Genomic DNA, 12,234 nt, shown 5'->3' with positions numbered 1-12,234 from the left:
GCCGCAGTGCCGCAAACATTCAGTTTAATCTGGCTTTATAAGGCGACACCTGTTTGGCGCTACCCGCTGTTGGGATTTGCTCCTATAATCCCAACGACTTGAATTCAGAATAAGATATCGCACTGGATGAAGATGAAAACGATTGAAGTTGATGACGAGCTGTATCGCTATATTGCAAGCCACACACAGCACATTGGCGAGAGCGCGTCCGATATTTTACGGCGCATGTTGAAATTTACCGCCGGTCAGACTTCCGCAGCGACTCCCTCTACCGCGACTTCCGCACAGCCTGCGGCGACCCCAGCCCCAGAAGAGAAACCTGTGAATCGGGCTCGCGATCGCGTGCGCGCCGTTCGCGAGTTGCTACTCTCTGATGAGTACGCGGAACAAAAGAAAGCCGTTAACCGTTTCATGATGGTGCTTTCTACGCTCTATCAGCTGGATGCAAAAACCTTTGGCGAAGCCACCGAGTCTTTGCACGGTCGTACCCGCGTTTACTTTGCCGGTAACGAACAAACGCTGCTGGCGAACGGCAATCAGACAAAGCCAAAACACGTTCCGGGTACCCCATACTGGGTGATTACCAATACGAATACGGGCCGTAAATGCAGCATGATCGAACACATCATGCAATCAATGCAGTTCCCGGCGGAATTGATTGAAAAGGTTTGCGGCACAATCTAACTGCGTCAAAAGGAAGGGCCAATGGCTAACCACAACCGTGCAGGTCAACCTGCGCAACAGAGCGATTTGATCAACGTAGCCCAGCTTACGGCCCAGTACTACGTGCTGAAACCTGAAGCGGGCAATAGCGAACATGCGGTGAAATTCGGTACCTCCGGCCACCGCGGCAGTGCGGCACGTCATAGCTTTAACGAACCTCATATCCTGGCGATTGCGCAGGCTATTGCGGAAGATCGTGCGAAAAACGGCATCACCGGCCCGTGCTATGTCGGCAAAGACACACACGCCCTGTCCGAGCCTGCATTTATCTCCGTGCTGGAAGTGCTGGCGGCAAACGGTGTGGATGTCATTGTCCAGCAGGCGAACGGCTACACGCCAACGCCTGCGGTTTCCAACGCCATTCTGGTACACAACAAAAAGGGCGGCGCTCAGGCGGACGGTATCGTTATCACGCCTTCGCACAACCCGCCGGATGACGGTGGCATTAAGTACAACCCGCCTAACGGTGGCCCGGCTGATACCAACGTGACGAAAGTCATTGAAGAACGCGCCAACGCGCTGCTGGCCGACGGCCTGAAAGGCGTGAAGCGCCTTTCTCTGGACCAGGCGTGGGCAAGCGGCCACGTACAGGAACAGGATCTGGTGCAGCCGTTCATCGAAGGGCTGGTGGACATCATCGACATGGCCGCGATCCAGAAAGCGGGCCTCAAGCTGGGCGTCGACCCGCTCGGCGGTTCCGGCATTGAATACTGGCAGCGCATTGCGAAGCACTACAATCTCGATCTGACCATCGTGAACGATCAGGTCGATCAGACCTTCCGCTTTATGCACCTGGATAAAGACGGCGCGATCCGCATGGACTGCTCCTCCGAGTGCGCAATGGCGGGCCTGCTGGCGCTTCGTGACAAGTTCGACCTGGCCTTTGCTAACGACCCGGATTACGACCGCCACGGCATCGTTACTCCGGCGGGCCTGATGAACCCGAACCATTATCTGGCCGTCGCGATCAACTACCTGTTCCAGCATCGCCCGCAGTGGGGCAAAGATGTCGCGGTGGGTAAAACCCTGGTTTCCTCCGCGATGATCGACCGCGTGGTTAACGACCTGGGTCGCAAGCTGGTGGAAGTGCCGGTTGGCTTCAAATGGTTCGTAGACGGCCTGTTTGACGGCAGCTTCGGCTTCGGCGGCGAAGAAAGCGCCGGGGCATCCTTCCTGCGCTTTAACGGCACCCCGTGGTCTACCGACAAAGACGGCATCATCATGTGCCTGCTGGCGGCAGAAATCACCGCGGTGACCGGCAAAAACCCGCAGCAGCATTATGACGAACTGGCCGCCCGCTTCGGCGCGCCAAGCTACAACCGTCTGCAGGCTCCGGCGACCTCGGCGCAGAAAGCCGCGCTATCCAAGCTCTCGCCGGAAATGGTGAGCGCAGACACCCTGGCCGGTGACCCAATCACCGCGCGCTTAACGGCGGCTCCGGGTAACGGCGCGTCTATTGGCGGGCTGAAGGTGATGACCGAAAACGGCTGGTTTGCGGCGCGTCCGTCAGGCACGGAAGACGCGTACAAAATCTATTGCGAAAGTTTCTTAGGCGAAGAACACCGCCTGCAAATCGAGAAAGAAGCGGTCGAAATTGTCAGCGAAGTGTTGAAGAACGCGAAGTAACCACTGCTACAGAAAAGGCGCCGAAAGGCGCCTTTTTTACGTCTGACTTTCGGCTAAAGCATAAAACGATAGCCAATCCCCGTTTCGGTCAGCAGGTGGGCGGGACGCGCCGGATCGTTTTCCAGCTTCTGGCGCAGATGGCCCATATAGATACGCAGGTAGTGGCTGTGCTCCACGGCATTCGGGCCCCAGACCTGGTTTAGCAGCTGGCGCTGGGTCAACACTTTACCGTGGTTGTTCAGCAGAATCGCCAACAGGCGAAACTCGATAGGCGTGAGGTGAATTTCTTCGTCGCCGCGGGTAATACGCCGGGCGGCAAGATCGACGGTAATCGTTGAGAAGTGATAAACGGGATCGGGCTTAGCGAGGCTTGCATGGCGGCGAAGCGCCACGCGAAGGCGCGCCTGTAGCTCGCCGATGCCAAAAGGTTTACTCAGATAGTCGTCGGCACCGGCATCAAGCGCGGCGATTTTCGCTTCCTCATCGCTGCGCGCCGACAGAACGATAATCGGCGTCTGGCTCCACTGGCGAAAATCACGGATAAAATCGATGCCGTCGCCGTCCGGCAGGCCAAGATCCAGAATAACCAAGTCGGGCTTGCGGGTGGCCGCTTCAAGCAGGCCGCGCTGTAAGGTATCCGCGTCGTGCACGCGCAGCGATTCGCCCTCCAGCGCGGTGCGCAGAAAGCGGCGGATCTCTTTTTCATCTTCAACTATCAGAACCGTTATCACAGCGCCTCGTTCAGTTCAGCCAGCTCAGGCGGTGGGGGCAGGGGCAGCAGCACGTGGAAGCTCGCCCCGCGTTCCGGGCGGTTCACCGCAAAAATTTCCCCGCCGTGGACGTCAACGATCGCCTGACAGATGGCTAATCCTAGCCCAACGCCCGGTATCGCAGACTCTTTGTTTCCTCGGGCAAATTTAGCAAAGATATGCTGCTCCTGACCAGCCGGAATGCCTGGCCCGTTGTCCCACACTTCTAAATCGAGTTTGTCATCATGATTGATGGCACGAATGCCAATCTCGGCGTGATGACCGGCATACTTCACCGCATTCTCAAGCAGGTTAATCAGCACGCGTTCAAACAGCGGGCCATCAACCTGAATCAGCATCAGCGGGTCCGGCAGCGAAAGCGCGATGTGACGCCCGCCAAGGCCCGGCTCCAGCATTTTCAACGCGCTGCCGACCACTTCTTCGAGCGTCAGCCACTCTTTGCGCAGGTTAAAACCGCCGGACTGGATACGCGCCATATCCAGCAGGTTGTTCACCAGCCGCGTGGTATTCAGCACGTGCTGGCGGATTTCATTGGCCTGCGGCGCGTGCTTCGACCCCTCCGAGGCAAGGTCGAGCGTCAAGATTTCTGCCTGGCCAAACAGCACCGTCAGCGGCGTGCGCAGATCGTGGGAAAGCGCCGCCAGCAGCGAGTTACGCAGCTGCTCGCGCTCGCTGGACAGCCGGGCCTGCTCTTCGCTGGCGGTGAGCTGCAGCCTGTCGAGCGCGGTGGCCGCCAGCAGCGTGAACGTCTCCAGCAGGCGCTGCTGTTCGGGGATCATCAGCTGGCGCAGGTTGTTGGGCTCCACCACCAGCAGGCCGAGCGTTTTTTCCGTCGTGCGCAAAGGTAAAATCTGATAGGGCACGCCGGGAAGCGTGTCCGTGCCCGCGCCCGCAGGCTGGCCTTTGTCAAAGCTCCAGCGCGCGATCGCCTCGTCCCAGTTTGCCGGTTCACCCTGCCGGTTAGCGCTTTGCAGCACGCCGTGGCTATCGGGCAGCAGCAGCTGGCTGCGGGCGTGGAAGCTGTTATTGATAAACAGCTCGCTGGTGGCGGCGATAGCCTGCGGCGTTCTTTCGGCCGCCAGCGCTTTCGACATTTCATAAAGATGGCGGGTGCGCTGTTCTCGGTAGCGCGCGATTCGCGCCTGGTAGCGAACCCCGGCGGTGAGATTACCGATAACCAGCCCGACGGTGAGCATCACGGCGAAGGTCAGCACATACTGCACGTCCGAAACGGCGAGCGTGCCGCGCGGCGCGATGAAAAACAGATCGAAACTGATGACGTTGATAACCGTCGCCAGCACCGACGGCCAGCGCCCGTAGAACAGGGCAACTATCACCACCCCGAGCAGGTAAAGCATCACCAGGTTTGCGGCGTCGAAGGCCACCAGCCACTGGTTGGCAACGAAGGTGAGGATGGCGCAAAGCAGCACCGCCACGGCGCAGCCGCGCAGCTGGACGCGCCATTTTTCCGCCATGCCGCGCGTGTCCGGCGCTCGCGCATTGGTGACAGGGGGCTTTTCATCCAGCGCGACAATCACCAGATCGAGGTCCGGCGCGCGGTTGGCGAGCTTGTCCGCGAAGGATTCCCGGCCCCACCAGCGGCGGTTTGCCCGGCGTCCGATAACGATCTTTCCCAGGTTATGCTCGCGGGCGTAGCGTAATACGGCTTTGACTTCAGCGGGATCGGCAAGGGTAGCAGTTTCAGCGCCCAGCTCCTGCGCCAGGCGTAGCGCGCTGAGAATGGCGCGACGCTGATATTCCGGCAGGCGGTGCAGCTGCGGAGTTTCGACATAAACCGCGTGCCACACGCTGCCGAGCTTGGCCGCCAGGCGGGCGGCGGTGCGCACCAGCTTTTCGTTGCCGGTGTTGTGGCCGATGCACAGCAGGATTGCGTCACGCGTGTGCCAGACTTTTTCCTGGCCCTGATTATCCCGCCAGGCGCGCATCTGGTCGTCTACCCGGTCAGCGGTGCGCCGCAGCGCCAGCTCGCGCAGGGCAATCAGATTACCTTTACGGAAGAAATGTTCGATGGCGCGTTCGGCCTGGCCTGCGATATAAACTTTACCTTCATGCAGGCGCTGGCGCAGGTCGTCCGGCGGCAAATCCACCAGCACGACTTCATCGGCCGAATCAAAAATAGGGTCGGGAACGGTTTCGCGCACCTGAATGCCGGTGACGCCGCCGACGATATCGTTCAGGCTTTCAAGATGCTGAACGTTAACCGTGGTAAAGACATCGATGCCCGCGTCCAGCAGCTCTTCAACGTCCTGCCAGCGTTTGGGGTGGCGCGAACCCGGCGCGTTGCTGTGCGCCAGCTCGTCCATCAGGATCAGGGCCGGGCTGCGGGCGAGGGCGGCGTCTAAATCGAACTCCTGCACCACGCGTTCCCGATGGCGAATGCGTTTTGCGGGCTGAACGTTCAGCCCTTTTAACAGCGCCGCGGTTTCCTTGCGTCCGTGCGTTTCCACTACGCCGACCAGAATATCCAGCCCCTGGGCGCGCAGGCGCTGCGCCTCCTGGAGCATGGCATACGTTTTTCCGACCCCCGCGCAGGCGCCGAAAAATACCTTCAGCCTGCCGCGCGGAGGGCGGCTTGCCTGCTCCAGCAGTTTATCAGGGTCAGGGCGCAGCGGTTCCTCAGTCATATCCGTTCCTTTATGGTGCCTGGAGGGCGTCCAGCGCCAGATTAAGCTGCAACACGTTTACCACAGGTTGCCCGATAAAACCTACTAGCGGCGTTGAGGTGTTATCCGCGACCAGGCGCGTAATTTGTTCGATGGGAAGTTGACGAGCCTGGGCTACGCGATGAATCTGCCACACCGCCGCCTGCGGCGAGATTTGTCCGTCCAGTCCGCTGGCTGACGCGGTGACCAGCTCGACCGGAACGGCAGGATTGGCCTGCGGATTATTGGCGCGCAGCGCTTTCACCCGCGCGCTCACTTCTTTATCCAGCTCCGGGTTACTGCCCGCGAGATTACTGCCGCCGGAAGCCAGCGGATTATAAGGCGTTTCTGCGGTGGCAGAAGGGCGGCCCTGGAAATATTTTGGCTGGGTGAAATCCTGGCCGATCAGGCTTGAGCCAACGACTTCGCCATTTTTAATAATTAGCGATCCGTTGGACTGCGCCGGGAACCACCACTGGCCGAGTACCGTGGTCAATAACGGGTAAAGCCCGCCGGTAATCACCGTCAGTAAAATCAGTAACAGTATAGCGGGACGAAAGATAGCCATTTGTTTTTCCTCTTAAACCAGACCGCAGACCGTTAACAGCAGGTCGATAATTTTGATACCAATAAACGGCACGACCAGCCCGCCCAGGCCATAAATCCACAGGTTACGGCGCAGCATTGCCGCGGCGCTCAGCGGCTTATAGCTGATGCCCTTAAGCGCCAGCGGGATCAGGCAGATGATGATCAGCGCGTTAAAGATCACCGCGCTCAAAATGGCCGAGGCCGGGGAGTGCAGGTGCATCACGTTGAGCGCGTTGAGCTGCGGATAGGTTGCGGCAAAGGCTGCGGGAATGATCGCAAAATACTTCGCAACGTCGTTGGCGATGCTAAAAGTGGTGAGCGAGCCGCGCGTCATTAGCATCTGCTTGCCGATATGCACCACTTCGATGAGCTTGGTGGGGTTCGAGTCCAAATCCACCATATTGCCCGCCTCTTTTGCCGCCTGCGTACCGGAGTTCATGGCTACCGCCACGTCCGCCTGCGCCAGCGCCGGGGCGTCGTTGGTGCCGTCGCCGGTCATCGCCACCAGGCGGCCTTCAGCCTGATACTGGCGGATCAGCGCGAGCTTCGCTTCAGGCGTCGCCTCAGCAAGGAAATCATCCACGCCCGCTTCGGCGGCAATAGCCGCGGCGGTCAGACGGTTATCCCCGGTGATCATCACCGTTTTGATACCCATCTGGCGCAGCTGGGCGAAGCGTTCTTTAATGCCGCCTTTGACAATATCCTTCAGCGCGATAACGCCCAGCACGTTCGCGCCTTCTGCTACCACCAGCGGCGTGCCGCCCTGGCGCGCGACGCCTTCGACTAATTTATCGACCTGCGGCGGGAAATGGCCGCCGTTGGCTTCAACGTGACGGCGAATCGCATCCACGGAGCCTTTACGGATCATGCGGTCCTGAATGTTGATGCCGCTCATGCGCGTTTGCGCGGTGAAGGGGACGAAGGTGGCATGCAGATTCTGCACGTCCCGCTCGCGCAGGTTGAAGCGCTGCTTCGCCAGCACCACGATGCTGCGGCCTTCCGGCGTTTCGTCAGCAAGTGATGAAAGCTGAGCGGCGTCCGCCAGCGTTTTTTCCTCCACGCCCGGAGCCGGGAGAAAATCTGACGCCTGACGGTTGCCAAGCGTAATGGTGCCGGTCTTATCCAGCAGCAGCACGTCAACGTCGCCCGCGGCTTCAACCGCGCGCCCGCTGGTGGCGATAACGTTCGCGCCCAGCATGCGGCTCATGCCCGCCACGCCGATAGCCGAGAGCAGCCCGCCGATAGTGGTAGGGATCAGGCATACCAGCAGCGCGACCAGCACGGTGACGCTCACCGCCGCGCCGCCATACTGCGAGAACGGCCAGAGCGTGGCGGTAGCCAGCAGGAAAACAATCGTCAGCGCAACCAGCAGAATGGTCAGCGCGATCTCGTTAGGCGTCTTGCGGCGCTGCGCGCTTTCCACCATCGCTATCATGCGGTCGAGGAAGGTTTCACCCGGGTTGACGCTGCATTGGATAACCAGCCAGTCGGAGAGGATACGCGTGCCGCCGGTGACCGAGGCAAAGTCGCCGCCGGATTCGCGGATAACCGGCGCGGATTCGCCGGTTATCGCGCTCTCATCTACCGATGCGCCGCCTTCCAGCACCTCGCCGTCGCAGGGGATAATATCGCCGGCTTCCACCAGCACGATGTCGCCCTTGCGCAAATCGGCAGCGGGAACATGATCCATCTGCGCGTCGTGCTGGGGTGCGCGCAGCTTGCGCGCCCAGCTGGTTTTTTTGACGCCCTTGAGGCTGTTGGCCTGTGCCTTGCTGCGCCCTTCGGCCAGCGCTTCGGCAAAGTTTGCGAACAGCACGGTAAACCACAGCCAGAGGCTGATGGCGGCGGTGAACAGGGTTTCCCCGGACAGCGCCCCGAAATACATCGCCACGGCAAGACCGGTGGTGATCGCGCTGCCAATCCAGACGATAAACATCACCGGGTTATGCCACTGTACGGTCGGGCTGAGCTTTTTAACGGAATCAATTAGCGCCTGACGGATAAGCGTTGATTCAAACAGCGCCTGTTGCTTGCGACTCATGGAAGCCTCTTAATCACAAATGCACTAAAGAAAGGTGTTCCGCGACCGGGCCTAATGCGAGGGCGGGGATAAAGGTTAAAGCGCCAACCAGCAGCACGGTGCCAATCAGCAAACCGATAAACAGCGGGCCGTGCGTCGGCAGCGTGCCGATGCCTGCCGTCTGGGACTTTTTCGTCACCAGCGAGCCTGCGATAGCCATCACCGGGACGATCACGGCAAAGCGGCCAAACCACATGCACACGGCGAGCAGAACGTTCCAGAACGGCGTGTTAGCGCTCAGGCCTGCAAACGCGCTGCCGTTGTTATTGGCGGCGGAAGATACCGCATACAGAACTTCGCTAAAGCCGTGAATGCCCGGGTTTAACATGCCCGCACGGCCCGCGTCGGTCATCATGGCGAGCGCCGTGCCGAGCAGCACTAAGGCCGGGGTGACGAGGATCGCAAGCGCGGTCATTTTCATTTCGGCCACGTCGATTTTCTTGCCGAGGTATTCCGGCGAGCGGCCAATCATCAGCCCGGCGATAAACACCGTCAGCAGAACGAACAGCAGCATGCCGTACAGCCCGGACCCCACGCCGCCGAACACCACCTCGCCAATCTGCATCAGCCACATTGGGATCATGCCGCCAAGCGCGGTGAAGGAGTCGTGCATAGCGTTAACCGCCCCGCAGGACGCCGCCGTGGTGACAACTGAGAACAGGCTGCTGGCGAGAATGCCAAAGCGGCTTTCTTTCCCTTCCATGTTGACGTTGCCGTTCGCCCCGAGCTGGCTGAAATGCGCGTTACCGCTGGTTTCCGCCCACATCACGATCGCCACGCAGACGACGAAAATAATGCTCATCGCCCACAGGATCGCGCGGCCCTGGCGCTTGTCGCCCACGGCTTCGCCAAACGCGAAGCACAGCGCGGCGGGGATCAGGAAAATCGCCAGCATCTGTACGAAGTTGGTCAGCGCCGTTGGGTTCTCAAACGGGTGTGAGGAGTTTGCGTTGAAGAAGCCCCCGCCGTTGGTGCCCAGCATTTTTATCGCTTCCTGCGAGGCGACTGGCCCCATCGGCAGCACGTGTTTTACCCCTTCAAGCGAAGTAAAAGGCTGGTAGCTCGCCAGGTTTTGCAGCGTCCCCTGGCTGATAAAGAACAGGGCGATAAGCAATGAAATCGGCAGCAGAACATAGAGAGTGATGCGGGTTAAATCGACCCAGGCGTTACCGAGCGTGCTGGCCGAACGGCGTGCGAAGGCGCGGATCAGCGCAAACACAACCGCGATGCCGGTGGCGGCAGACAGGAAGTTCTGTACGGTCAGGCCCGCCATTTGGTTGAAATAGCTCAGCGTGGTTTCACCGCTGTAGGACTGCCAGTTGGTATTGGCCACAAAGCTTACGGCGGTGTTCAGCGCCAGATGCCACGACAGGCCGGGCAGCCCCTGCGGGTTAAGCGGCAGATGCCCCTGCATCATCAGCATGCTAAACAGCAGAAGCGCGCCCAGCGTGTTAAACGTCAGAAGCGCCAGCAGGTAGGTTTTCCAGCCCATTTCCTGCGTGTTTTTACCGCCAAGCATTCCCCAAAGTAATGGTTCCACCCGCCCAACGACGGGCAGCGGCTCGCCTTCGATTAATCGGGCAAGCAGGGTGCCAAGCGGTTTTGCCAGGATGAACAGAACCAGTAAGAAGCTGGCAATCAATAAAAATCCGGATGCGGCCATCAGAACGCCTCCGCATTAATCAGGGCGTAAATCAGATAGCCCAACAGCACAAACACCAGCACCACGCCAGCAATCAGTCCTGCACTCACAATCCACCTCCAGAGGTGTTTAAGGATATGCAGGCAGAGTAGAAATTCGGGTGCAAAGATGTCGTAAAAGTCGGGGGGCGGGGTGTAAAAAAAGTATAAAAATGGCAAAAACCATTATTTAACTAATGGTTAGTATTTATTTAACTGTTTTGTAACTTATTTACGTGATGAATTGTAAATGTCACCTAAACGGGCGCATTTTAGTGGTCGGATGAGTAGTAAACTTTCAGGCAATACGATACTATTTTAGCCAGATAACAAGTTCTGATTTTCCGGCTTTTGCTGCCGGTCACAAAAATAAGGGAGAAGCCTATGACTTTATATAAAGATTATCCTGCGCATCAGGTTTTCCTGCGTCGCACCTTCGCGGTTGTTGCTGGCGTGCTGGCCCTGCCGGTGATGCTGTTCTGGAAAGACCGCGCGCGTTTTTACAGCTACCTGCACCGCGTGTGGTCGAAGACCAGCGATAAGCCGGTGTGGATGGCTCAGGCCGAAGCCGCATCCTGCGATTTCTACTGAGATTTCTGAAAGACATAAAAAAACCGCCGTTAAGGCGGTTTTTTTATGTCGGTTGGATTCGCGGTCCTTCCAACGGTTCGATGCTATAAGCATGCGCTACCAAGCCGTCGGATTTTCATACTATTTTGATTGCCTGTCAAATACTCAGGTAAATAATTTTTTCAGTGATAATCACGCTTGTCCTGTTTTTATTTACAGGTATTATGTCGACGGCCCTTTTCGCCATCTCGCAAATGGGCACCGGTTTCTGGAAAGGATTACCAATGGCCGTAAAAGCATGCGCTGCCAAGTGCTTGCATTCACTGCGGTATCGCCGGTGATGTTGTAGTGAAGCGGTCTGATGCAAGGACCGCACGATGAGACAGTTTTGTATTGTTCTTGTTGTTACTGGTATGTTGACGGTATCAGGGAAAGAGGGCATGACGATATCAGGCAACTCCTTCTCCATTACAATCCACACGCTGGTCAAGTGATGCCAGGGCTACCCTAACGGGTGGCCCTTTTTGTTCCATCGACTTGCTACACTTAAAGCTCAACCATAAGGAGCGTCCAATGAGCGACAACATTCCAATCGGCATCAGTGCTTGTTTACTTGGGGAAAATGTTCGCTTTGATGGCGGGCATAAGCGCCTGGCTTTTGCCGTTAACGAGCTGGCGCCCTGGGTGCGTTTTGAACCGGTATGCCCGGAGATGGCAATTGGTTTGCCCACGCCGCGACCGGCGCTGCGTCTGGTTAAGGTCGATGACGGTGAAATTGCGCTTCGCTTTAGCAACCATAACGACGGGGATTTAACCGACGCGATGCAGCAGTTCTCGGCCAGGCGAATCGCCGGGCTTGAGCATCTGTGCGGCTATATCGTTTGCGCCAAATCCCCCAGCTGCGGCCTGGAACGGGTTCGCGTTTATGAGGCGGAAGGGAACAATAATCGTAAAAGCGGAACCGGCATTTTCACCGCCGAGCTGAAGCGTCAGATGCCGTGGCTGCCCGTCGAAGAGGACGGGCGGCTGCACGATCCCGCCATTCGCGAGAATTTTGTCGAGCGCATTTATACGCTTTTCGAGCTTAATAACCTGCGTAAAAACGGGCTGAGCAGGGGCGCGCTGATTGGCTTCCACAGCCGCTATAAGCTGCTGTTGCTGGCCCACTCCCAGCCGCAGTATCGCGAGCTAGGACGCTTTGTCGCGGGGATTGAAAACTGGGCTTCGCTGGAAGAATTCTTTGTCGAATACCGCCAGCGTTTAATGTCGCTGCTGGAAAATCAGGCCACGCGGCGCAACCACACCAACGTGCTGATGCACGTTCAGGGCTACTTCCGCCGTCAGCTTAGCGCGCGACAGCGTCAGGAATTATCGGGGCTTATCGATCGCTATCGCCAGGGCACACAGCCGCTGCTGGCGCCCATCACCCTGTTAAAACACTATATGTCAGAATATCCTGACCAATATCTGGCGCAGCAGCGCTATTTTGAACCCTATCCGGAAGCTTTACGCCTGCGTTACGGCAATTAATTCA

10 protein-coding genes are annotated in these 12,234 nt (G+C 58.2%); 4 read left to right on the top strand and 6 right to left on the bottom strand.

Annotated features, from left to right (window positions below):
- Positions 1-132: 132 nt before the first annotated feature.
- Positions 133-684: a replication initiation negative regulator SeqA gene (seqA, locus tag ACSPHG_RS16440; RefSeq protein WP_435954568.1), complete on the top strand. Its 552-nt coding sequence runs from the start codon at positions 133-135 to the stop codon at positions 682-684.
- Positions 685-705: 21 nt separating this feature from the next.
- Positions 706-2,349: a phosphoglucomutase (alpha-D-glucose-1,6-bisphosphate-dependent) gene (pgm, locus tag ACSPHG_RS16435; RefSeq protein ID WP_435954567.1), complete on the top strand. Its 1,644-nt coding sequence runs from the start codon at positions 706-708 to the stop codon at positions 2,347-2,349.
- Between the two features lie 53 nt (positions 2,350-2,402).
- Here pgm and kdpE read toward each other — a convergent pair whose 3' ends face one another.
- From kdpE to kdpF, 6 genes are read right to left on the bottom strand one after another with little or no spacing between them, the layout of a single operon-like run.
- A complete protein-coding gene (kdpE, locus tag ACSPHG_RS16430; RefSeq protein ID WP_435954566.1) occupies positions 2,403-3,080 on the bottom strand; it encodes a two-component system response regulator KdpE in 678 nt (225 codons plus the stop codon).
- On the bottom strand, positions 3,077-5,764 hold the full coding sequence (gene kdpD, locus ACSPHG_RS16425; RefSeq protein ID WP_435954565.1) for a two-component system sensor histidine kinase KdpD: 2,688 nt from the start codon (positions 5,762-5,764) through the stop codon (positions 3,077-3,079). The genes kdpE and kdpD overlap by 4 nt, the downstream gene beginning before the upstream one ends.
- A 10-nt stretch (positions 5,765-5,774) precedes the next feature.
- Positions 5,775-6,350, bottom strand: a complete 576-nt coding sequence (gene kdpC, locus ACSPHG_RS16420; RefSeq protein WP_435954564.1) for a potassium-transporting ATPase subunit KdpC — start codon at positions 6,348-6,350, stop codon at positions 5,775-5,777.
- Between the two features lie 12 nt (positions 6,351-6,362).
- Positions 6,363-8,411: a potassium-transporting ATPase subunit KdpB gene (gene kdpB, locus ACSPHG_RS16415; RefSeq protein WP_435954563.1), complete on the bottom strand. Its 2,049-nt coding sequence runs from the start codon at positions 8,409-8,411 to the stop codon at positions 6,363-6,365.
- A gap of 13 nt (positions 8,412-8,424) precedes the next feature.
- Positions 8,425-10,113: a potassium-transporting ATPase subunit KdpA gene (gene kdpA / locus ACSPHG_RS16410; protein WP_435954562.1), complete on the bottom strand. Its 1,689-nt coding sequence runs from the start codon at positions 10,111-10,113 to the stop codon at positions 8,425-8,427.
- Positions 10,113-10,202, bottom strand: coding sequence for a K(+)-transporting ATPase subunit F (kdpF, locus tag ACSPHG_RS16405; protein ID WP_139878070.1), 90 nt, complete (start codon positions 10,200-10,202; stop codon positions 10,113-10,115). Before kdpF ends, kdpA begins: the two co-directional genes overlap by 1 nt.
- A gap of 312 nt (positions 10,203-10,514) precedes the next feature.
- Between kdpF and ACSPHG_RS16400 the strand changes: the two genes are divergently transcribed.
- Entirely contained in the window at positions 10,515-10,721 is a 207-nt protein-coding gene (locus ACSPHG_RS16400; RefSeq protein WP_435954561.1) for a YbfA family protein, read from the top strand.
- 552 nt (positions 10,722-11,273) lie between these two features.
- Positions 11,274-12,230 (top strand): YbgA family protein, encoded by a 957-nt coding sequence (locus ACSPHG_RS16395; RefSeq protein ID WP_435954560.1) that lies wholly within the window; start codon positions 11,274-11,276, stop codon positions 12,228-12,230.
- Positions 12,231-12,234 lie beyond the last annotated feature (4 nt).

The sequence above is a fragment of the Dryocola baronae genome, assembly GCF_051297175.1.
Taxonomy (GTDB): Bacteria; Pseudomonadota; Gammaproteobacteria; order Enterobacterales; family Enterobacteriaceae; genus Dryocola.
The sequence above is the reverse complement of the archived record's forward strand: the minus strand, read 5'-3'. Positions and strand labels throughout refer to the sequence as shown.